General features: G+C 72.1%; 22 protein-coding genes. 14 read left to right on the forward strand and 8 right to left on the reverse strand.

The features are described from left to right. The first annotated feature begins 93 nt into the window (after positions 1–93). The 7 genes from JSX79_RS08480 to JSX79_RS08510 all read left to right on the forward strand — a co-directional run bounded on the left by JSX79_RS08480 (position 94) and on the right by JSX79_RS08510 (position 7364). Positions 94–2982: a Na+/H+ antiporter subunit A gene (locus JSX79_RS08480; protein WP_229085819.1), complete on the forward strand. Its 2889-nt coding sequence runs from the start codon at positions 94–96 to the stop codon at positions 2980–2982. After that, positions 2979–3389 (forward strand): Na(+)/H(+) antiporter subunit C, encoded by a 411-nt coding sequence (locus JSX79_RS08485; RefSeq protein ID WP_022907807.1) that lies wholly within the window; start codon positions 2979–2981, stop codon positions 3387–3389. Before JSX79_RS08480 ends, JSX79_RS08485 begins: the two co-directional genes overlap by 4 nt. Then, entirely contained in the window at positions 3386–5086 is a 1701-nt protein-coding gene (locus JSX79_RS08490; RefSeq protein ID WP_229085820.1) for a Na+/H+ antiporter subunit D, read from the forward strand. Before JSX79_RS08485 ends, JSX79_RS08490 begins: the two co-directional genes overlap by 4 nt. Further along, positions 5083–5670: a Na+/H+ antiporter subunit E gene (locus JSX79_RS08495; RefSeq protein ID WP_070417259.1), complete on the forward strand. Its 588-nt coding sequence runs from the start codon at positions 5083–5085 to the stop codon at positions 5668–5670. The genes JSX79_RS08490 and JSX79_RS08495 overlap by 4 nt, the downstream gene beginning before the upstream one ends. Further along, positions 5667–6011 (forward strand): hypothetical protein, encoded by a 345-nt coding sequence (locus tag JSX79_RS08500; RefSeq protein WP_070417260.1) that lies wholly within the window; start codon positions 5667–5669, stop codon positions 6009–6011. Before JSX79_RS08495 ends, JSX79_RS08500 begins: the two co-directional genes overlap by 4 nt. Beyond that, complete coding sequence (mnhG, locus tag JSX79_RS08505) at positions 6008–6364, forward strand: monovalent cation/H(+) antiporter subunit G (RefSeq protein WP_070417261.1); 357 nt, start codon at positions 6008–6010, stop codon at positions 6362–6364. The genes JSX79_RS08500 and mnhG overlap by 4 nt, the downstream gene beginning before the upstream one ends. 100 nt (positions 6365–6464) lie before the next feature. Then, on the forward strand, positions 6465–7364 hold the full coding sequence (locus JSX79_RS08510) for a hypothetical protein (protein WP_229085821.1): 900 nt from the start codon (positions 6465–6467) through the stop codon (positions 7362–7364). Between the two features lie 81 nt (positions 7365–7445). Here the strand turns inward: JSX79_RS08510 and JSX79_RS08515 are convergent, their stop codons facing one another. After that, positions 7446–8684, reverse strand: coding sequence for an MFS transporter (locus JSX79_RS08515; RefSeq protein ID WP_229085822.1), 1239 nt, complete (start codon positions 8682–8684; stop codon positions 7446–7448). Positions 8685–8872: 188 nt separating this feature from the next. Between JSX79_RS08515 and JSX79_RS08520 the strand changes: the two genes are divergently transcribed. Continuing rightward, positions 8873–9901 (forward strand): aldo/keto reductase, encoded by a 1029-nt coding sequence (locus JSX79_RS08520; RefSeq protein WP_229085823.1) that lies wholly within the window; start codon positions 8873–8875, stop codon positions 9899–9901. A 27-nt stretch (positions 9902–9928) separates the two neighbouring features. Here the strand turns inward: JSX79_RS08520 and JSX79_RS08525 are convergent, their stop codons facing one another. Continuing rightward, complete coding sequence (locus tag JSX79_RS08525) at positions 9929–10180, reverse strand: hypothetical protein (protein WP_229085824.1); 252 nt, start codon at positions 10178–10180, stop codon at positions 9929–9931. 125 nt (positions 10181–10305) lie between these two features. On the opposite strand from JSX79_RS08525, the gene soxR reads away from it, so the two are divergent. After that, complete coding sequence (gene soxR / locus JSX79_RS08530; protein WP_229085825.1) at positions 10306–10794, forward strand: redox-sensitive transcriptional activator SoxR; 489 nt, start codon at positions 10306–10308, stop codon at positions 10792–10794. Positions 10795–10857: 63 nt separating this feature from the next. Here the strand turns inward: soxR and JSX79_RS08535 are convergent, their stop codons facing one another. Then, positions 10858–11304 (reverse strand): MarR family winged helix-turn-helix transcriptional regulator, encoded by a 447-nt coding sequence (locus JSX79_RS08535; protein WP_229085826.1) that lies wholly within the window; start codon positions 11302–11304, stop codon positions 10858–10860. 45 nt (positions 11305–11349) lie between these two features. Here JSX79_RS08535 and JSX79_RS08540 point away from each other — a divergent pair, with 45 nt between their 5' ends. Beyond that, complete coding sequence (locus tag JSX79_RS08540; RefSeq protein ID WP_229085827.1) at positions 11350–12594, forward strand: multidrug effflux MFS transporter; 1245 nt, start codon at positions 11350–11352, stop codon at positions 12592–12594. A 76-nt stretch (positions 12595–12670) separates the two neighbouring features. Here the strand turns inward: JSX79_RS08540 and JSX79_RS08545 are convergent, their stop codons facing one another. Then, the gene (locus JSX79_RS08545; protein WP_071296441.1) at positions 12671–13396 is read right to left on the reverse strand and encodes a phosphatase PAP2 family protein; all 726 of its coding nucleotides are present in this window, start codon (positions 13394–13396) and stop codon (positions 12671–12673) included. 110 nt (positions 13397–13506) lie between these two features. Here JSX79_RS08545 and poxB point away from each other — a divergent pair, with 110 nt between their 5' ends. Continuing rightward, positions 13507–15231, forward strand: coding sequence for a ubiquinone-dependent pyruvate dehydrogenase (poxB, locus tag JSX79_RS08550; protein ID WP_071296442.1), 1725 nt, complete (start codon positions 13507–13509; stop codon positions 15229–15231). Positions 15232–15253: 22 nt separating this feature from the next. Here the strand turns inward: poxB and pcp are convergent, their stop codons facing one another. Continuing rightward, positions 15254–15901 carry a pyroglutamyl-peptidase I gene (gene pcp, locus JSX79_RS08555; RefSeq protein WP_229085828.1) on the reverse strand — a complete coding sequence of 216 codons (648 nt, stop codon included), beginning with the start codon at positions 15899–15901 and terminating at the stop codon, positions 15254–15256. A gap of 73 nt (positions 15902–15974) precedes the next feature. Beyond that, positions 15975–16673, reverse strand: coding sequence for an SDR family NAD(P)-dependent oxidoreductase (locus tag JSX79_RS08560; RefSeq protein WP_229085829.1), 699 nt, complete (start codon positions 16671–16673; stop codon positions 15975–15977). A 101-nt stretch (positions 16674–16774) separates the two neighbouring features. Between JSX79_RS08560 and JSX79_RS08565 the strand changes: the two genes are divergently transcribed. Further along, on the forward strand, positions 16775–17620 hold the full coding sequence (locus tag JSX79_RS08565; RefSeq protein WP_229085830.1) for a helix-turn-helix transcriptional regulator: 846 nt from the start codon (positions 16775–16777) through the stop codon (positions 17618–17620). A 41-nt stretch (positions 17621–17661) separates the two neighbouring features. Then, the gene (locus tag JSX79_RS08570) at positions 17662–18294 is read left to right on the forward strand and encodes a Pr6Pr family membrane protein (protein WP_229085831.1); all 633 of its coding nucleotides are present in this window, start codon (positions 17662–17664) and stop codon (positions 18292–18294) included. A gap of 27 nt (positions 18295–18321) precedes the next feature. Here the strand turns inward: JSX79_RS08570 and JSX79_RS08575 are convergent, their stop codons facing one another. Both JSX79_RS08575 and JSX79_RS08580 read right to left on the reverse strand, forming a co-directional pair. After that, the gene (locus tag JSX79_RS08575) at positions 18322–18621 is read right to left on the reverse strand and encodes a Dabb family protein (protein WP_083403494.1); all 300 of its coding nucleotides are present in this window, start codon (positions 18619–18621) and stop codon (positions 18322–18324) included. A gap of 9 nt (positions 18622–18630) precedes the next feature. Continuing rightward, on the reverse strand, positions 18631–19518 hold the full coding sequence (locus JSX79_RS08580; RefSeq protein ID WP_229085832.1) for an SDR family oxidoreductase: 888 nt from the start codon (positions 19516–19518) through the stop codon (positions 18631–18633). A 186-nt stretch (positions 19519–19704) separates the two neighbouring features. On the opposite strand from JSX79_RS08580, the gene JSX79_RS08585 reads away from it, so the two are divergent. Continuing rightward, positions 19705–20163, forward strand: coding sequence for a DUF4383 domain-containing protein (locus JSX79_RS08585; protein ID WP_229085833.1), 459 nt, complete (start codon positions 19705–19707; stop codon positions 20161–20163). The last annotated feature ends 69 nt before the right edge of the window (positions 20164–20232 follow it).

A 20232-nucleotide genomic window follows, 5' to 3' on the forward strand; every position in this document is an offset into this window, starting at 1 on the left:
CTGTCCGCCCACTCAGGAACTCCACATCCCCTTCTCCGTAGGCTGTGAGGGCCCAGTGAGCCGGACTGCAGCCCGACCCCGAGGAGGTGCCCGATGGTCATCGTCCTCGTCGCGTTCGCGATCGTCGCCCTGATCGTCCCCGCCCTGACCCCCGTCCTCGGCCGCCGCGTCTTCTACGCGGCGGCCCTCGCACCGGCAGCAGCCGCGGTCCTGACCGTCGCGCAGACCGGTCCGGCGTTGCACGGCGCGGTCACGGAGCGGTTCGAGTGGGTGCCGCAGCTCGACCTCGCGATCGCCCTGCGGATGGACGCCCTCTCGTGGGTCCTCGCCCTCGTGGTGAGCGTGGTCGGTGCCCTCGTGCTCGTGTACTGCGCCACGTACTTCGGGCCGGACGAACCCGGACTCGGTCGGTTCGCCGGGGTCCTCACCGCCTTCGCCGGGTCGATGTACGGGCTCGTGGTCGCCGACGACGTCATCGTGCTGTTCGTCCTCTGGGAAGCGACGACGGTCTTCTCCTACCTGCTGATCGGCCACGACTCGGTGAAGCGTGCCAGTCGCGCGGCGGCGATGCAGGCGCTCGTGGTCACCACCGCCGGTGGTCTGGCGATGCTCGCCGGTCTCGTGGTGCTGTCGGTGACCGCCGGGACGACGTCGCTCTCCGGGATCGTCCAGGATCCTCCGTCGGGGACGATCGTCTCGGTGTCCGTCGTGCTCGTCCTGCTCGGCGCGCTGACGAAGTCCGCCATCGTGCCGTTCCACTTCTGGCTCCCCGCCGCGATGGCCGCCCCGACCCCGGTCAGCGCGTACCTGCACGCCGCGGCGATGGTCAAGGCCGGCATCTACCTCGTCGCCCGGCTCGCCCCCGCGTTCGCGCTCCTCGGCGGGTGGCGCGAGACCATCACCGTGCTCGGGGTGCTCGGCATGCTCATCGGTGGGTACCGTGCGCTCCGGCAGACCGACATCAAGCTCCTGCTCGCCTACGGCACGGTCGCCCAGCTCGGCTTCCTCGTGCTCGCGGCCGGGTGGGGCGCGCCCGAGGTCGCCCTCGGCGGGGTGGCGCTGTTGGTGGCCCACGCGGCGTTCAAGTCGACCCTGTTCCTCGTCGTCGGGGCGATCGACCACGTCACGGGCACCCGCGACCTCGCGCGCCTGAGCGGCCTCGGCCGCCGGATGCCCTGGCTGACGGTCGTGGCCGTCCTCGCACTGCTGTCGATGGCGGGCATCCCGCCGACGATCGGCTTCGTCGCGAAGGAGGCCGTGCTCACCGGCTTCATCGACTCGCTGCACGGCCCCGACGCCGGGTGGGCGTGGTTCGCGCTCATCGGCGTGACGATCGGCTCGGTGCTCACCGTGGCCTACTCGCTGCGGTTCCTGTGGGGCGCTTTCGCCCGGAAGCCCGGCGTGCCCGACACCGAAACGCACGGCCTGCACGGCCTCGGCGTCGTGCCGTCGGTCCTCGCGCTCACGGGTCTCGCGCTCGGCCTCGCGACGCCCCTCGTGGCGCACGGCATCGAGCCGGCCGCGCACGCCGCCGCCCTCCCCGGCGAGGTCCCGCACCTCGCGCTCTGGCACGGTCTCGAGCCGGCGCTCGGCCTCTCCGCGGTGACGCTCGTCGGCGGTCTCGCGCTGTTCGCCCTGCGCCGCCCGGTCGAGGCGCTCCAGCACCGCCTCGCGGGTTCCCCCAGCGCGTCGAGCATCTACCGACACCTCATGCGCGGGCTCGACCGGGTGGCCACGGGCCTCACCGCCGGGGTCCAGCGCGGTTCGCTCCCCTACTACCTGACCGTCATCCTGTCGGTGTTCGTCGCCGGGGCGCTCGTCAACCTGGTCATCGGCGGACCGTGGGCGTTCCACGTCCGGTTCGCCGACTCGTGGGGACAGATCCCCGTCGTCCTCGTCATGTCGATCGCCGCGATCGCCGTCCTCACCGCCAAGACCCGGTTCGCCGCGGCGGTGCTGGTCGGCGTGACCGGGTACGGCATGTCCGTCCTGTTCGTGCTGCACGGAGCGGTCGACCTCGCGCTGACCCAGCTCGTGGTCGAGACGGTGACGCTCATCGCGTTCGTGCTCGTGCTGCGCCGGCTCCCCCCGCGGATCGCCACCGCGAACCCGTCCCGCTTCCGGGTCGTGCGGGCGCTCTTCGCGGGCCTCGCCGGGCTGACCCTCGCGATCGTGGTCGTCGTCGCCGCGTCGGCACGGACGGCCGAGCCGCTCTGGCCGGACCTGCCGGCGTTGACGAGCTCGTTCGGGCACGGCCTGAACGTCGTGAACGTGGCCCTCGTCGACCTCCGAGGCTGGGACACCCTCGGCGAGCTGACCGTCGTGGTCGCCGCCGCGACGGGCGTCGCGAGCCTGATCTTCGTGAACTCCCGCGAGGACACGCTCCCCCGCCTCCGCGACCTGCCGGCCCGGCTGACCGCCGACCGCGACGAGCGCACGGACGGCGAGCCCCGCGCCTGGCTGCCGACGAGCGCCGCGATCCCGACCGGCCGTTCGGCGCTGCTCGACGTCGTCGTCCGCCTGCTGTTCCACGGCCTGATCGTCCTGTCGGTCTACCTGCTCTTCGCCGGGCACAACGCGGCGGGCGGCGGGTTCGCCGGTGGTCTCGTCGCGGGCATCGCCCTCGCGGCCCGGTACCTCGCGGGTGGCCCGGCCGAGCTCGGCGCCGCGGCCCCGGTCCGGGCCGGACGCCTGCTCGGGCTCGGCGTCGCCACGGCCGCGATCACCGCCCTCGTGCCGATGTTCTTCGGCAGGGAAGCCCTGTACTCCGAGTTCTTCGAGGCCACCGTCCCGGTGCTCGGCCACGTCGAGTTCGTCACCGCCACGTTCTTCGACATCGGCGTGTACCTCGTGGTCGTCGGCCTCGTGCTCGACGTCCTCCGCAGCCTCGGCGCCGAGGTCGACCGGCAGCGGCTCGAGGACGCCTCGACGCCCGTGCAGGACATGACCGAAGCCCCCACCCCGGAAGGGAGCGCCACGTGACCGTCACCCTCGTGCTCGTCATCGCGATGGCGGTGCTGTTCTCCTGCGGGGTCTACCTGCTCCTCGAACGCTCGCTGACCCGGATGCTGCTCGGCTTCCTCCTGCTCGGCAACGCCCTCAACCTGCTGCTCCTCGTGATGTCCGGTGCTGCCGGCAACCCGCCGATCGGCAAGAGCTCCGAGGGCATCACGGACCCGCTCCCCCAGGCGTTCGCCCTGACCGCGATCGTCATCACCTTCGCCGTGAGCGCGTTCCTGTTGGCCCTCATCCACCGCTCGTGGAAGCTCTCCCGCGCCGACGAGGTCGAGGTCGACGAGGCCGACGTCGCGATCGGTCGGGAACGCGACGAACCCGCGGACGAAGACCCCGAGACCACCACCGACGCAGAACAGGAGGCGACCCGATGACCTGGCTCGTCCCGCTCCTCGTCCTCGTCCCGCTGCTCGGCGCCGCGGTCGCGCTCGGACTCCTCAACCACCAGAAGTTGCAGCGCGCGATCACCGTCGTGGTGCTCGTCGTCGCCCTGGCCGTCGCCGCGACCCTCATGGTGCTCGTCGACCAGCACGGCACGATCGTGGTGCAGGTCGGCGGGTGGGACGCGCCGTACGGCATCTCGCTCGTGGTCGACCGGCTGAGCGCGCTGCTCCTCACCGTGAGCGCGAGCGTGCTCCTCGTCGTCCTGCTCTTCTCGATCGGACAGGGGCTCGCGGCCGACGACGGCGAGGCGCCGGTCACGATCTTCTACCCGACGTACCTCGTGCTCGCCGCCGGCGTGCTCGACTCCTTCATCGCCGGGGACCTCTTCAACCTGTACGTCGCGTTCGAGATGCTGCTGGTGGCGAGCTACGTGCTCATCACCCTCGGTGGCAGCGAGCAGCGCGTTCGGGCGGGCACCACGTACATCGTCACGAGCCTCATCGCGTCGGCGATCTTCCTCGCGGCGATCGGCCTCGTGTACGGCGCGACCGGCACGGTCAACATCGCCCAGATCAGCGAGCGGATGGCTGCCCTGCCCGAGCACGTGCAGCTGCTCCTCCACACGATGCTGCTCATCGGGTTCGGCATCAAGGCCGCCGTGTTCCCGCTGGCGTTCTGGCTGCCGGACTCCTACCCGACCGCGCCGGCACCGGTGACGGCGGTGTTCGCGGGCCTGCTCACGAAGGTCGGCATCTACGCGATCATCCGGCTCGAGACGATCATCTTCCCGAGACCGCAGCTCAACACCGTGCTCCTCATCGTGGCGATCCTGACGATGGTGGTGGGCGTGCTCGGTGCGGTGTCGCAGACCGACGTGAAACGACTGCTGTCCTTCACGCTCATCAGCCACATCGGGTTCATGGTCATGGGTGTCGGCCTCGGTTCGGTCGCCGGGACGGCCGCCGCGGTGTTCTACACGGTCCACCACATCGTCGTGCAGACGACGCTCTTCCTGGTCTCCGGGCTGATGGAACGCGTCGGCGGGACGACCTCGACCCGATCGCTCGGTGGGCTGCTCAAGGCCGCCCCGCTGCTCGCCGCGCTCTACCTCGTGCCGGCGTTCAACCTCGGTGGCATCCCGCCGTTCTCCGGCTTCATCGGCAAGCTCGGCCTCTTCCGTGCCGCGGCGATCGACGGCTCGCCCCTCGCCTACGCGACGATCGCCGCCGGTGTCGTGACGAGCCTCCTGACCCTGTACGCGCTCATGCGCGTCTGGGACGCCGCGTTCTGGCGTCCGAAGCCCGCGGCCGAGGCAGCGGCCCCGCACGCGAGCACCGCAGAGCCGCACGCCCACCTGCGGTCGCCGGAACCGGCGCCGCTGACCGTGTCCGAGGAGACAGGCAAGGCGTTCCACCCAGGAGACTCGGTGACGGTCACCGACGCACCCCACGCGAGTCGCGCCTCCAGTCCGGAGACCGCACCGACGGCCACGCAGGACGGCGTCGGCGAAGCCCCCACGCGCGTGAAGCTGCCGCGCATGCTCGTCGGCGTGACGACCGTGGCCGTCCTCGGGTCGGTCGCCCTGACCGTCGTGGCCGGCCCGCTGTACGGCTACGCGACCCGCGCGGCGGAGTCGCTCGAGTCCCCGGACCGCTACGTGCAGGCCGTGCTCGGGGGGACGCGATGACCGCGGACAGCACCCGTCGGATCACGAACGCGCGGCGCATCGCCGTCGCGTGGCGCTACGACGTCCCGCTCGTCGCCGGGCTGACCGTGCTCTGGGCGCTGCTCTGGGGTTCGTGGACGCCGCTGACCCTGCTGTGCGGGATCGTCGTCGCGCTGCTCGTGACGCAGTTGCTCCCGCTGCCGCCGGTGCCGCTGTCCGCCCGGTTCTCGATCCCGCACGCCGCGTGGTTCCTGGTGGTGTGGTCCGGGCTGGTCGTGCTCGCCTCGTTCCGGGTCGCCTGGGTCGCGCTCCGCCCACGCGGGGTCCGGCGGAGTTCGATCACGCTCGTCCAGCTCCACACCACCTCCGAGATGACGTTCACCCTGGCGACGCTCGCGATCTCCCTCGTGCCGGGGTCCTACGTCGCCGACGTCGACCTGCGACGCCGCCGGCTGCTCCTGCACGTCCTCGACACCGAGCGGGTCGAACAGGTCGACGCGGCCCGCCGTGAGGCCCTCGGCATCGAGACGCTCGTCATCCGGGCGCTCGGGTCGAAGCAGGACCTCTCCGAACTGTCCGAACCCCTGCCGGAGGTCACGCGATGAGCGCCGCAGTCGTCGTCATGGGCATCGCGATCGCCCTGGTGCTCGCGCTGCTCGGGGCCACCCTCGTGCTCGCCGTCCTCCGCATCGTGCGGGGCCCGACCATCCTCGACCGGATGATCGGCTCGGACATGGTGCTGACGACCGCGCTCGTGGTGATCGGTGCCGCGATGGTGATCCGGCGGGACCTGACCGCCGTGCCCGTCCTCGTGGTGATCGCCGCGACGAGCGTCTTCGCCACGATCGCCGTCGCCCGTGCGGTCACCCCGTCCTCCGATCCGTCCGACGAGGGGCTGACCGTGACCACGCCCGAGCACGCCGACGACCAGGAGCGTCCCCAGTGATCGACATCATCCAGGGGTTCATCGACGGCGCCGGGGTCCGCGCGTGGATCGCCGTCGGGCTGCTGCTCGTCGGGGCGGTGCTGTCGCTCGGCGCCGGCGTCGGGATCGTCCGGTTCCCCGACCCGCTCGTCCGGCTGCACGCGATGGCGAAGCCGCAGGTGCTCGGGCTGGCGTTCGCCCTCGCCGCGATCGTCGTCGCCGTGTGGACGTGGACGGCGCTGTGGGTCGTCCTGCCGATCATGGTGTTCCAGCTGTTCCTCGTGCCGGTGTCGACGCACATGATCGCCCGCGCGGGGCTGCGGGCGGACGACTACCGCCACGAGGACCTGCTGGTCGACGACACGGAGTCGTGACCACCGCGCTCGCCCGTCGTCGGTACGCCTGACGAGCGTGAGCCGTTCAGACCGCGCATGTGACATTTGAGTCTCCACCTCACAGAGATCGGAGACCACCATGCGGATCCCGTCCGTCATCCTGGCGACCTGCGTCGCCTCCGCCATCAGCGTCGGAGCCGGCGCGCTCGTCGCACCCGCCGCGTTCGCCGCGTCGACCGCAGCACCCGCCGCGGCGGTCCAGCCCGCCGCAGCGCAGCTCGTCGTGACCAGCCCCGGCGAGTACCTTCCTGGCGGCGACGTGCTGATCGCGGGCACCGCAGAGGCCGGCAGCGACATCACCTTCTCGTCGACCGGCGACTTCCTGCTCGGCGAGACCACCGCCGACGACCGCGGCGACTGGCAGTGGACGTTCGACGCGAGCGACATCGGCGGCGACTACACGCTCCGGATCAGCGACGGCCGCACCTCGGTCGACCACACCCTGCGTGACGTCAGCCCACCCACGGCCGGCCTCGTCGTCACCAGTGGTGACACGTACGACCCCGGACCCGACACGGTCGTCGCCGGCACCGCGGAACCGGGCAGGCGGATCGTCATCGAGTCGGCGTACGGCTGGCGGCTCGGCCAGACCGAGGCCGACGACCAGGGCGACTGGCGCTGGGAGTTCGACACGTCCGAGTACAGCGGCGACATCGCCCTGCGGATCCGCGACGGGTGGAACACCGTCGAGCACACCCTCCGCGACGTCAGCGTGCCCGTCCCCGTCTCGCAGATCACCGTCACGAGCGCGGACACCTACCGCCCCGGTGACGAGCACGTGCTCGCCTCCGGGCATGCCGAACCCGGCCGGACCCTCGAGATCTCGACGGTCGGGGACTTCCTCCTCGACCGCGTCGTGGCCGACGACGAGGGAGCGTGGAGCTGGGTGTTCGACGCCAGCGACATCGGCGGCGACTACACGCTCCGCATCGCCGACGGCTTCTCGAGCGTGGACCACACCCTGCGCGACGTGAGCTGAGTCCGCACGCGCGCTGACGCGCGGACCACGGGCCTGGAGGCGCGGTGCGGGCCCGCGCCGTCCCTCCAGGCCGTCAGGCGGTCACGCGCGTGCGCGACGCGACGGCACGAGGTTCGCCACCGCGGCGAGCACGACGACCGCCGCGGACGCGGCCGGCAGCAGCATCGCGGCGTCGGCCCCGTGCTGCTGGGCGACGTCGCCCGTGATCGCCGACGCGATGGACTGCCCCACGATCACGGCGGAACCGAGGATCGTCATGGTGGTGGCCGAGCGCCCGACGGGCGAGCGGTCGGAACCGAGGCTGTACTGCGCGACCAGGGTCGGACCGATCCCGATCCCCATCACCGCGAGCACGACCCCCACGGCGACGACGGAACCGGCCTGCGAGAACCAGACGGCACCGCCGAGCAGCACGACGCCGAACACGAGCCACCGCCACCCGAGGGCGAACCCGCGCGGGAACGCGGCCGAGCCGAGGGCGAGCCCCGCGGAGCCGATGCCCATCAGGCCGTAGAGCAGCCCCGCCTGCGAGGGCTCGCCGTGGGTCTCCATGAAGGCGGTCAGCGCGGTGAGCGTCGAGCCGAAGAACAGGCCGACGCCGAGGATCCCGAGGACCACCACGACGAGCCGCGGCCGCAGGAGCTGACGGGCCGGTGCCTGCTCGAGCTCCTCGTGGCGGCCGACGACGAGCTTGCCGGTCGGGTGCAGCGCGAACGCCGTGACGAAGACGAACGTCAGCGCGGAGGCACCGGCGACGGCGACCCACGGGGCGATCGCACTCGCGAGGATCCCGACGAGGAACGGGCCGATGATGAACACCGTCTCGTCGGCCGCGGACTCGTAGGCCATCGTGCCGCTGAGGACCTTGCCGCGACGTGCCGGGGCCATCCGCTGCCCGATGATCGCGACGAGTCGGGTCCGGGACATCGGGGCGACCTGGGGCGCCGAGGCCCCGATGCAGAACGCGAGTGCGAGCACGGCGACGTCCGGCGCGGTGCCGTCCACCACGAACGGGAACACCCCGAGCAGCACGGCGTTCACCAGGCCGACGGGGACGAGCACGTTCCGCTGGCCGAAGCGGTCCGCGGCGGCACCGACCAGCGGGCCGAAGACCGCGGCGCCGATGCCCACCGACGCGGAGTTGACGCCGCCGAGCGCCACGGAGTCGCGCGCGGAGACGACGAGCGTCAGCACGCCGACGACCATCATCGCGAAGGGGAGCCGGGCGACGAACGCGACGGGGAAGTACCAGCGTCCGGCGTGGGCGACGAGCGAGCGGTCGTCGGTGGTGGCGGGCGCGGTGGAACTGGTGTGGAGCATGGAGGTGTGCCTTCTCGGCCCGGCCGGGGATCTCCTGGGGCGGACCCATCGGGTGCCGCCGTTGTCCGTCGGGGTGCCGACGGCCGGTAGATACACACTGCGTGTTGGTGGAGCGGCCCCAGGGTACCAGCGGTAACGGTTCGTCACCCGGGGCCCGGTGTCACGGGCGTCCTCCTATCGTGGCCGCCATGGAACAGCGACGCATGGGGCGGACGGGGGCTCCCGTCAGCGCGCTGACCCTGGGGAGCCGTGCCGTGTCGACGGTCGCCGAGCGGGACGTGGACGACGCCGTCCGACTCGTCCACGAGGCGCTCGGGCGCGGGGTCACCGCGGTGGACGTGTCCGATGCGGAGGGGGCGGGCCTCGCCGAGACCGTCCTCGGTGCTGCACTGGGCGACCGCCGCGACGACGTGTTCCTGGCGGTGCGGTTCGGGGACCCGGTCGACCGGGACCCGTCGCGCCACGGCAACGGACGGCGGTGGATGTTCCGCGCGGTCGAACGGAGTCTCGAACGGCTCGGCACCGACGTCATCGACCTCTACCAGCCGGCACACCCGGACCCGGCGACCTCGCTCGACGAGACCCTCGACGCGCTCGCCGACCTCGTCACGCAGGGCAAGATCCGCGCCTTCGGGATCCCGGGCTTCCCGGCCGAGGAGCTCGTCGAGGCGCAGTGGCTCCGGTCGGGCGGGAAGAGTGCCAGCGCGACGCACGCCCCGTACTCGATCCTCACCCGGACGGCGGAGCGGACGACCTTCCCGGTCGCCCGACGGTTCGGGCTCGGTGTGCTCGCGGCCGCGCCCCTCGCGGGTGGCTGGCTCGCGGGCGCGTACCGGAACGGCACCGTGCAGCCCCGGTCGCCGCGGGTGGTGGAGCAGCCGCACGCGTACGACATCGGCGCCCCGGCGAACCGTCGGAAGCTCGACGTCGCCGACCGCCTGGGGCACCTCGCGGACGAGTCCGGGCTCACCCTGCTCGAGCTCGCGGTGGGGTTCGCGCTGACCCACCCGGACGTGTCGAGCGTGGTGATCGGTCCGCGGACGGTCTCGCACGTGGACGCGTACGCGCAGGCGGCCGAGGTGGTGCTCGACGACGAGGTGCTCGACGCGATCGACCGGATCGTGCCGCCGGGGACGCACGTGCTGGAACGCGACACGGGGGTGGAGCTGCCGGGACTCAGCCGGGAGCGGCTCCGCGGACGCGTCCTCGCCCACTGACACGAGGACCCCGTCAGCGGGAGGCGATCAGCGGTACGCGACCGTGCTGACCGCGGCGTGCGCGACCATGACCGGCAGCGCCAGTGCGTGCGGGAGCCGAGCGGCGGCGCGCTCGAGCCGGCCGAGCACGCCGTCGAGGGCGAGCGGGTGGCGGGTGGCGCCGGTGGCGCCGGTGGCGCCGGTCGCGTCGGTCGCGTCGGCGGTGCCGGTGGCGCGTGCGGGAGCGACCGGACGGGCGGTCGTGGTGCGGGCGGTGCGGGGCTGAAGGATCGTGGTCATGGTCGGACCTCCGGGTCGGGAGCCGCCCCTCGCGGCTCGTGGTACACAACATATTGGACATCAGTTCTCATGTCAACTGCTATGTCACGCAGTCTCGACGACTCCCGCGTCGTAGGATCTCGACCATGGTGGAGATGCCGCGTCCGAGCCCGACCGACCTCCTCACGATCGGCGAGGTCGTCGCCCGGACCGGGGTCGCGGCGTCGGCCCTGCACTTCTACGAGCGCAAGGGCCTCATCCACCCCGAGCGCACCGCCGGCGGCACCCGCCTCTACCCACGACACGTCGAGCGGCGCATCGCGATCATCCAAGTCGCCAAGCGCCTCGGGATCCCGCTGAGCGAGGTCGCCGAACAGTTCGAGACGCTGCCCTCCGACCGCATGCCCTCACTGCGGGACTGGAACCGCCTGAACGAGCGGTGGCGGGCACGACTCCGCGCCCGACAGCTCGAACTCGAGCGCCTGCAGGAGGAGATGACGCAGTGCATCGGCTGCGGCTGCGTGTCGCTGAACGCCTGCCTCGTGATGAACCCGGGCGACGAGCTCGGTGCCGAGGGGCACGGAGCCCGGCGGTTGCTGCCGATCGCGGACGAGGTGCCGGACCGGACCGTCTGACGGCCAGGAGGGACGGTGCGGGCCCGACCCGCGCCTCCAGGCCGTCGACCGGTCGCGTCGCGGTCAGCGCGTCGCGTCGCGCAGGTGGTCGTCGATGCGCGTGAGCGTCGCGAACGTCGTCGCCACACCCTCGTCGTCGCCCCCGAGCGCCTGCCGGAGCATGCCGGCCCAGTGCGCGTGCAGCCGCTCGATGCTGCCCGCGGCGAGCTCGGTCGAGTACAGCTGCACGGTCCGGGCGTCGTCCGGGTCGGGCCGACGCTCGACCATCCCCTTCGCGACGAGCGACCCGACCGCGACGCTGAGGTTGCTGCGCTTGAGGGCCGTCGCCTCGGCCACCGCGCTCGGCGTCGACCCGGGGTTGCGGTCGACCCAGCGCATCACGAGGGCCTCGGTGCCGGTGAGCGGCACGATGTCGAGCGACCTCGCACCGTGTGGGTCGATCTCGCGCGAGATCCGGAGCACGACGTCGGCGAGTTCGGCGAGGAGGTCGTCGGACGGCGCGGATCCCATGCCGTCACCCTACCGACGTCGCGCATCAGTTATGCTTTCATAATCATGACCACGGACACCGGCTCCATCCGCGCGCACACCGCGACACCCACGACCCGACAGCAGGGCATCACCACCGGCCTGCTGCTCGTGCTCGGCCTGCTGAGCGCCGTCGCGCCCTTCGCGACCGACCTCTACCTGCCGGCCTTCCCGCAGATGACCACCGAACTGCAGGCGTCGGCGACGACCGTGCAGCTCACCCTCACCGCGTTCCTCGTCGGCGTGACCGCCGGACAGCTCGTCTTCGGGCCGCTGTCCGACCGGTTCGGCCGGGTGCCGCCGCTCCTCGCCGGTGCCGCACTGTGCGTGCTCGCGAGCGCCGCGGCCGTGCTCGCGCCGAACGTCGGTGTGCTCGTCGTCGCCCGCCTGCTGCAGGGCCTCGGCGGCGCGGCCGGCATGGTGATCGGTCGCGCGGTGATCTCCGACCTCGCGACGGGCAAGCCGGCGGCGCGGGCGTTCTCGCTCATGATGATCGTCGGCGGGGTCGCCCCGGTGGTCGCGCCGCTGCTCGGAGGGCTCCTGACGGGGCCGATCGGCTGGCGCGGGCTCCTCACCATCGTGCTCGGCCTGTCGGTCCTCATGCTCGTGGCGGTGCTCGCCGTGGTCCGCGAGACGCACCTGCGTTCGCGCCGCGATGCCCTGCGTGCCGAGCGACGGGCGTCCGGCACGACGGGCTCGCCGCTGCGGGCACTCAGCTCCCGGACGTTCGTCGGGTACACCGCGGTGTTCGGCTTCGCGTTCGCCGTGATGATGGCGTACATCTCCGCGTCACCGTTCCTGTACCAGGACATGCTCGGGCTCGGCACGGTGGGCTACGGTCTCGCGTTCGGCTGCAACGCCCTCGCACTGATGGGCGTGAGCATCCTCTCGGCGAAGCTCACGGCGACGCGCTCGGTCACCGGGGTGCTCGCGCTCGGCATCGTCCTCGTGCTGGCCTCGACCGTCGCGTTCGCGCTGCTCGTCGTCACGTCGGCACCGGTGTTCTGGCTCGCCGTCCCGCTGTTCACCGCCGTGGGGTCGCTCGGCCTCGTGCTCGGCAACGCGACCGCACTCGCACTCGGGGCGGTGCCGCAGGCTGCCGGGAGCGCCTCGGCGGTGCTGGGTGCCCTGCAGTTCGGGCTCGCGGCGCTCGTGTCGCCGCTCGTGAGCATCGGCGGCGAGGGGACGGCGGCGCCGCTCGCGGTCGTGATGCTCGCGGCCGCGGTGGTCGCCGTGGTGGCGCTGCTGGCCGCGCGCGGTCGGCGGGGGTAGAGCGCGGTCGGCGCGGGTAGCGCGGGGTTTCGCGCTCAGCGACAGTTCACTCGGCGGCGAGCCCGTGAGGTGTCGCTCAGCGCGTGACCTCGCGCTGCGCCGCAGGGCCCCGGGGTCGCAGGAACGGGATCTTCGGCATGAGCCAGTCGACCCACACCACCCGCACGCCCGGCGCGACGGCGAGCGCCCACAGGATCGAGGCGGCGGCGTCCGTCGGGTAGTGCACGGCGTCGATCGACACCGCGAAGAACACGACGACGATCGCCACGACCCCGAGCCCCAGCGCCAGGCGGTGCCACCGGGTGTCGCGGAGCAGCCAGATGAGCGCGATCACGAACGCGGTGATGTAGACCGTGTGCCCGCTCGGGTAGCCGGGGTCCGGCTGCACCGGGAACGGGTGCGGCAGCACGGCGACGTCCGGACGGGCCCGGTGCACGATCTCCTTGACGACGGCGGACGGCACCCACGTGATCGCGATCGTGCCCCCGAACGCCAGCGCCGGGCGGAGGTCGCGGGTCCGCCACCAGATCACCGCGACGACCACGACCGTGATCCCGATCGCCGGTGCGGGACTGATGACGTGGTAGACCGCCGTCGTGAACGCCCCGAGGGCGCCGGTGTGCAGCCCGTTGAGGGCCTTCGAGAGCCCGAGGTCGACCGTGCCGAGGGTGAACCCGACGATCGTGATGAGGACGACGGCGACGACGGCGATCGCCACCGACGCCAGCGGGTAGCGGCTCCGGTCGAGGATCCCGTACTCGTCGGACGCTCGTCGGCGGGGGCGGAGATCGTGGTCGGACATCCGCCCATCGTCGCAGGTGCGGCGTCCGGACGGCCCCGAGTTCGGTGTCGGACGATCAGAGGTCGCTCAGTGAACGGCGGGGGTCAGCCGCCAGGACTAGACACGAAGGCATGACAACCGTTGCCGAGAACATCGTCGCCACCCTCCGTCAGAACGACGTCGAACGGGTCTACGGTCTCCCCGGGGACTCCCTCAACGGCTTCACCGACGCGCTGCGCAAGGACGGCACGATCCGGTGGGAGCACGTCCGCCACGAGGAGGCGGCCGCGTTCGCCGCCTCCGCCGAGGCCGAGCTGACCGGGAACCTCGCCGTGTGTGCGGGCAGCTGCGGTCCCGGCAACCTGCACCTGATCAACGGCCTCTACGACGCGAACCGCTCCCGCGTGCCGGTCCTCGCGATCGCTGCGCACATCCCCACGGCGGAGATCGGTTCCGGCTACTTCCAGGAGACCCATCCGCAGGAGCTCTTCCGCGAGTGCTCGGTCTACGTCGAGTACGTCGCCGACCCGTCCCAGATGCCGCGCCTGCTCGAGATCGCGATGCGCGCCGCGGTCGAGAAGCGCGGCGTCGCCGTGCTCGTCATCCCGGGCGACGTGCTCCTCGCCGAGGCCGTCGCGCCCCGCGTCACGACCATCGAGCGCGCCGAGCCGCGGATCATCCCCGCACAGGCCGAGCTGGAGCGCACCGCGCAGCTGCTCAACGGCGCCGACAAGGTCACCATCCTCGCCGGCGCCGGCGTCGCGGGCGCCCACGACGAGGTCATCGCCCTCGCCGAACGCCTGCAGGCCCCGATCGTGCACGCCCTGCGCGGCAAGGAGCACATCGAGTGGGACAACCCCTACGACGTCGGCATGACCGGGCTCCTCGGCTTCGCCTCCGGGTACCGCGCGATGGAGGACGCCGACGTGGTCCTCATGCTCGGCACCGACTTCCCGTACCAGCAGTTCTTCCCCGCGAAGGCGAAGCACGTGCAGGTCGACATCCGCGGCGAACAGCTCGGCAAGCGGCACCCGGTCGACATCGGCCTGGTCGGCACCGTCAAGGACACGGCGCTCGCCCTCATCCCGCTGCTCACCGGGTCGCACCCCACGAAGCACCTCGAGGACGCGCGCAAGCACTACGCGAAGACCCGCGCGAAGCTCGACGACCTTGCCGTGCCGGCCGGCAAGCACAAGCCGCTGCACCCGCAGTACGTCGCACGTGCGCTCGACCGGCTCGCCGACCAGGACGCCGTGTTCATCCCCGACGTCGGCTCCCCCGTCGTGTGGGCGTCGCGGTACCTCACCATGAACGGCGACCGGCGGCTGATCGGGTCGTTCGTGCACGGCACGATGGCGAACGCGGTGCCGCAGGCGATCGGTGCGCAGGCGGCGTTCCCCGACCGGCAGGTCATCGCCATGGCGGGCGACGGCGGCCTCGCGATGCTGCTCGGCGAGCTCATCACGATCGTGCAGAACAAGCTGCCCGTGAAGATCGTCGTGTTCGACAACTCGTCGCTGAACTTCGTCGAGCTCGAGATGAAGGCGGCCGGGTTCGTCACCTACGGCACCGAGCTGCAGAACCCCGACTTCGCGAAGGTCGCCGAGGCGATCGGCATCGCGGGCTTCCGCGTCGACGAGTCCGACCAGCTCGAGGACGCGCTCGCCGCCGCCCTCGCACACGACGGCCCCGCGCTCGTGTCGGTCAAGGCCGACCGTCAGGAGCTCTCGATGCCGCCGGCGGTGACACTCGAGCAGGCGAAGGGCTTCACGCTCTACGCGATCCGCACCGTGCTGTCCGGCCGCGGCGACGAGTTGCTCGACCTCGCGTCGACGAACTTCCGCCAGTTCATCTGACCGACGACGAGGGCGGCGCGGGTCAGGACTCCGCGCCGCCCTCGGCGACGATGTCCGGCGCCGGGTCGAGCGAGGCGCGGACCACGGCGTCGAGCGCGGTGACGATCCGGTCGAGGTCGAGCGAGGGGCCGTCCCCGGCGATGTCCGGGGTGGCCGGGACGTGCACGAAGCCGGCTCGGAAGCCCTCGCGGTCGGCGAACGACATGAGCTCGTAGAACACCTGGTTGCAGGTGAACGTCCCCGCCGTGTTGGACACCGCAGCGGGGACCCCGGCCACCCGGACGTCCCGGACGATCCGCTTGATCGGCAGTCCGCTGAACGCTGCCGGGGCGCCGAACGGGTCGATCGGCTCGTCCACCGGCTGCGCGCCCGCGTTGTCCGGGATCCGGGCGTCCATGACGTTGATCGCGACGCGCTCCGGTGTCACCGCGGCCCGTCCGGCAGCGAGCCCGGTCGCGATGACGACGGCGGGACGGTGCTTCGCGATCGCCGCCGCGAGCCGCGACCGCTCCTCAGCGAAGACCACCGGCAGCTGCTCGACGACGAGCGTCGCCGGGCCGTCCCACGCGGCCGCGAGCCGCTGCGCGGCTTCCCACGAGGGGTTCACGGCGTCGCCGCCGAACGGTTCGAAGGCGGTCAGCAGGACGGTCGGTTCGGTCGCGTCAGCCACGTCCTCATCGTAGGGACCTGCGGGCCGGGAGGCGCGGTGCGGGCCCGACCCGCGCCTCCCGTTCGTCGGATGGTCACCATCCGAGCGGCGCACCGTCCTCCAGGAAGACACCCGTCGGACCGTCGGGGCCCGCGGCGGCCGCCGCGGCGACCGTCGCCGCACTGACCTCGACCGGACGGCCGTGCGGGTTCGGAACACCCCCGAACTCGGTCGCGGTGTACCCGGGCTCGACCGCGACGAAGTGGACCTCCGGAACGGCACGGGCGTACTGCACGGTGAGCATCGACACCGCCGCCTTGCTCGCGCCGTAGACGATCGCCTGGTACTGCGACGCCGGCTTCTCCGGGTCGTGGTTGGCCGCGAACGAACCGAGCGCGCTCGAGATGTTCACGACGATCGGGGCGGCCGAGGACCGCAGCAGCGGCAGCGCGGCCTCAGTCGTGCGGACGACGCTCACGGCGTTCGTGTCGAACACCTCGAGTGCCTCCGGTCCGTCCAGCCCGAGCTTGCCGATGCCGGCGTTGTTCACCAGCACGTCGAGACCGCCGGCAGCACCGATGGTCGCGAACGCCGAGGCGACCGAGGCGTCGTCCGTGACGTCGAGCTGCACGGCACGGACCGCGTTCGGTCCCGTGCTGATCTCGTGGGCCACCGCGTGGCCGGTGTCGAGGTCGCGGGCGCCGATCCACACGGTGTGGCCGGCGGCGGCGAGCTGGCGGGCGGTCTCCTTGCCGAGGCCGCGAGTGGCCCCGGTGACGAATGTCGTTGTCATGGCCCCAGCGTCGCTCCGGCGAGCGCCCTCGGGGAGCCGTCCCGCTGTCGTAGGACTGCTGGACCCAGGACAGCGGGCGCGACGGGTCGCAGACTGGAGCCGTGGAACACACCGAGTTCGGCCGCACCCTCCGTCGGCTGCGCGACCACGTCGCGCCGGACACGGTCGGTGTCGTCGCGGGGAGCCGTCGGCGCGCGGCCGGACTCCGTCGCGAGGAGCTCGCCGCCCTCGCCGGGATCTCGGCCGACTACCTCACCCGGCTCGAACAGGGGCGGGCGACCTCGCCGTCCGCGCAGGTGGTCGAGGCGCTGGCCCGCTCGCTCCGGGTCGCGGACGCGGAGCGCGAGCTGCTGTTCCGGCTCGCCGGGCACGCCGCCCCCGGCGCCGACGTCGTGCCCTCGCGGATCCCGCCGAGCGTGCAGCGGCTGCTCGACCGGCTGTCGGACACCCCGGTCGCGGTGCTCGACGCCGCCGGCACCATCCTCACCGCGAACGGGCCGTACGACGCGCTGATGGGGCCGGTCGGTGCGCTCCGTGGGCACGAGCGGAACACCACGTGGCGCCACCTCGTCGGTCCGGGCAGCCGGGCGGTGCACTCGGACGCCGAGCAGCGGGCGTTCGAGGCCTCGGTCGTCGCCGAGCTCCGGCTCACGGTCGCCCGGTACCCGCTCGACCGCGGGCTGCGGCAGCTCGTGCGGGACCTCCGTGCCGCGAGCGAGCGGTTCGTCGAGCTGTGGGACACCGGCGACACCGCACCGCCGCAGAGCTCCGGCCGACGGAAGGTCGTGGAGCACCCGGCGGTGGGCCGGATCGCCCTCGACTGCGACACCCTGCGGATCGCGACCGATGACCTGACGGTGCTCGCGTACACCGCGGAGCCGGGGAGCGCCGATGCCGAACGGCTGGCGCTGGCGGTCGTGCTCGGGACGCAGTCGCTCGTCGGGTGACCGATCCGTCCGGGAGTACCGGCGATCGGTAGGGTGGCGCCATGAAGACGACCGTCCTGGCTGCCGTCCGCCTCGCGCTCGCGGCCGCGTCCGTCGCCGGGGTCGTCACCCAGGTCGTGCTGAGCGTGCGGGTGGACTTCAGCCTCGTGAGCGTCTTCAGCTACTTCACGATCCTCGGCAACCTCTACGCCAGCACCGTGTTCGTGATCGGCGCCGTCCGGCTCCTGCGGGGTGTCCCGTCGTCGCGCGGGTGGGAGGTCGCGCGCGGTGCCGCGGTCGTCTACCTGGCGTTCGTCGGCATCGTGTTCAACACGCTGCTGGCCGGTGCCGACCTCGGCGAGCTCCTGCCGTGGGTGAACGTCGTGCACCACATGGTGGTCCCGGCGGCCGTCGTGGTCGACTGGTTCGTGGACCGCCCGCGGCACCGGCAGCCGTTCACCATGGTCTGGGCGGCCGCGATCGTGCCCGCCGTCTACACCGCGTACACGCTGGTGCGCGGCGCGGTCGTCGGGTTCTACCCCTACCCGTTCTTCAACCCGGCCCGTGTCGGCGGGTACGGCGGCGTCGCGCTGTACTGCGCGGCGCTGCTCGTCGGCTTCCTCGTGATCGCCGTGCTCGTGCGCGCATCGGGCAACGCCATGGCCCGGCGGACGGCGGTCGTCGGGTCGCGCTGATCGGCACGCCCGACGACCACCCCGACGTCAGTCCTCGACGTCGAAGACCACGACGCGTTCGCTCGCGCCCTGGATGTACGCGGCGACGGGCTGGTGCTCCTCGTGCGGCAGGTACCCGGCGAGCGCCGCGCGGTCCCGGAACCGGACGACGAGCATCCAGTCGAAACCGCCCTCGAGCCCCTCGGTGCTGATGCTCTCGCCTGACCGCACGGACTCGACGCCGTCGATCCGCGGCAGGTGCTCGCGCACGATGGCATCGGCCTGCGCCGACCGGTCGGCTGCGTCGCCGTCCCAGGCGACGAGGACCACGTGTGTCGTCCCGCTCATCGTGTCCTCCTAGAAGGCCGGGGTGCCGCCGGCGACGGTGATCGTCGACCCGGACTGGTAGCTGGACTCGGGGCTGACGAGGTGCACGTACGCGGCAGCGAGTTCGGCGGGCTGACCGGGGCGGCCGAACGGCGACTGCTCGCCGAAGTGCGCCACGGTCTCGGCGTCGTCGGACCCCGGCTGGAGGGGCGTCCACACCGGTCCCGGAGCGACCGAGTTCACGCGGATGCCCTTCGGCGCGAGCTGCTGGGCGACGGCCTCGGTGAAGAGCTTGATCGCGCCCTTCGACACCGCGTAGTCGATCTTGTCCGGCGACGGCGTGCTCGCCTGGATCGACCCGGTGGTGACGATCGTGGATCCCGGCTCGAGGTGCGGCACGGCGGCCTTGGTCAGCCAGAAGAGCGAGTAAATGTTCGTCTTGAAGGTCGAGTCGAAGTGCTCGGTCGTGAGCGTGAGGATGTCGTCGTTGCTGTCCATCCGCCCGGCGACCATGACGAGGGTGTCGAGGCCACCGAACTCGTCGACGGCCTTCTGGACGAGGTCGGTGCAGTACTGCTCGTCGGAGATGTCGCCGGGGAAGAGCACCGCACGACGCCCTTCGCCCTCGAGCAGGTCGCGCACCTGTTCGGCGTCCTCCTGCTCGTCGGGCAGGTAGGAGAGGACGAGGTCGGTGCCCTCGCGGGAAAGTGCGATGGCGGCGGCGCGGCCGATGCCCGAGTCGGCGCCGGTGACGATGCCCCGGAAGCCCTTCAGGCGACCGAGCCCGACGTAGCTCTCCTCGCCGTGATCGGGCTTCGGGTCCATCTTCCACGCGGCCCCGGGGAGCGACTGCTCCTGCTCCGGGTACGGCGGGGCGGGGTAGAGGGTCTTCGGATCGCGCTTGTCGTACTGGCTCATGCGCTCCACGATGCCCGGCGTCCCCTCCGCGACGGCTCAGGCCCCAGGCACGGCCAGCGCGCGGACGTGTGGGTCGCGAAGTACCTGCAAACCGACCGGGCACATGCTCCGAATGCACTGTGGGCGTCATGAGCGCCCGGGCCGGCGCACCGGCGCTCCGGCCCTCGTTGAGAGAGAGGTCGCATCATGACCAGCAACGCAGCAACGAACCGCATCGGACGTGGCTCCACCTGGACGCAGAAGGGCGCCCTGGTCTTCGGGATCGTCTTCCTCATCGTCGGCATCGCCGGGTTCATCCCCGGCCTCACGATGGACATGGGCACGATGTCGGTGGCCGGCCACGGCTCGATGGCACTCCTGCTCGGCACGTTCCAGGTGTCCGTGCTCCACAACATCGTCCACCTGCTGTTCGGCGTCGTCGGGCTCCTCGCGGCCCGCAGCGCTCGCGGCGCCCGGCTCTACCTGCTCGTCGGCGGGATCGTCTACGCGGTCCTGTTCGTCTACGGCCTGTTCACCGCCGGCATGGCCGACCCGGCGAACTTCGTGCCGCTCAACAGCGCCGACAACGTGCTGCACCTGGTGCTCGCCGTCGCGATGATCGTGCTCGGCCTGCTGCTCCCCCGCGTCGGGGCCCGTCGGGTCTGACCCGACCGTCGGCGGTCCTCCCGCCGACAGCACCCACGACCGGAGCCGGTCTGGGCCACGCGATCAGGT

The sequence above is a fragment of the Curtobacterium sp. GD1 genome (assembly GCF_020882855.1).
Lineage (GTDB): Bacteria > Actinomycetota > Actinomycetes > Actinomycetales > Microbacteriaceae > Curtobacterium.

Bases quoted from the DNA above. Each gene is read 5' to 3' on its own strand.
- JSX79_RS08495 (WP_070417259.1), top strand. From the start codon at position 5,083: ATGACCGCGGACAGCACCCGTCGGATCACGAACGCGCGGCGCATCGCC.
- JSX79_RS08525 (WP_229085824.1), bottom strand. From the start codon at position 10,180: ATGACCACGATCCTTCAGCCCCGCACCGCCCGCACCACGACCGCCCGT.
- JSX79_RS08520 (WP_229085823.1), top strand. From the start codon at position 8,873: ATGGAACAGCGACGCATGGGGCGGACGGGGGCTCCCGTCAGCGCGCTG.
- JSX79_RS08585 (WP_229085833.1), top strand. From the start codon at position 19,705: ATGACCAGCAACGCAGCAACGAACCGCATCGGACGTGGCTCCACCTGG.
- JSX79_RS08560 (WP_229085829.1), bottom strand. From the start codon at position 16,673: ATGACAACGACATTCGTCACCGGGGCCACTCGCGGCCTCGGCAAGGAG.
- JSX79_RS08545 (WP_071296441.1), bottom strand. From the start codon at position 13,396: ATGTCCGACCACGATCTCCGCCCCCGCCGACGAGCGTCCGACGAGTAC.
- JSX79_RS08580 (WP_229085832.1), bottom strand. From the start codon at position 19,518: ATGAGCCAGTACGACAAGCGCGATCCGAAGACCCTCTACCCCGCCCCG.
- poxB (WP_071296442.1), top strand. From the start codon at position 13,507: ATGACAACCGTTGCCGAGAACATCGTCGCCACCCTCCGTCAGAACGAC.
- JSX79_RS08500 (WP_070417260.1), top strand. From the start codon at position 5,667: ATGAGCGCCGCAGTCGTCGTCATGGGCATCGCGATCGCCCTGGTGCTC.
- JSX79_RS08480 (WP_229085819.1), top strand. From the start codon at position 94: ATGGTCATCGTCCTCGTCGCGTTCGCGATCGTCGCCCTGATCGTCCCC.
- soxR (WP_229085825.1), top strand. From the start codon at position 10,306: ATGGTGGAGATGCCGCGTCCGAGCCCGACCGACCTCCTCACGATCGGC.
- JSX79_RS08570 (WP_229085831.1), top strand. From the start codon at position 17,662: ATGAAGACGACCGTCCTGGCTGCCGTCCGCCTCGCGCTCGCGGCCGCG.
- JSX79_RS08540 (WP_229085827.1), top strand. From the start codon at position 11,350: ATGACCACGGACACCGGCTCCATCCGCGCGCACACCGCGACACCCACG.
- JSX79_RS08515 (WP_229085822.1), bottom strand. From the start codon at position 8,684: ATGCTCCACACCAGTTCCACCGCGCCCGCCACCACCGACGACCGCTCG.
- JSX79_RS08510 (WP_229085821.1), top strand. From the start codon at position 6,465: ATGCGGATCCCGTCCGTCATCCTGGCGACCTGCGTCGCCTCCGCCATC.
- JSX79_RS08535 (WP_229085826.1), bottom strand. From the start codon at position 11,304: ATGGGATCCGCGCCGTCCGACGACCTCCTCGCCGAACTCGCCGACGTC.
- JSX79_RS08575 (WP_083403494.1), bottom strand. From the start codon at position 18,621: ATGAGCGGGACGACACACGTGGTCCTCGTCGCCTGGGACGGCGACGCA.
- JSX79_RS08490 (WP_229085820.1), top strand. From the start codon at position 3,386: ATGACCTGGCTCGTCCCGCTCCTCGTCCTCGTCCCGCTGCTCGGCGCC.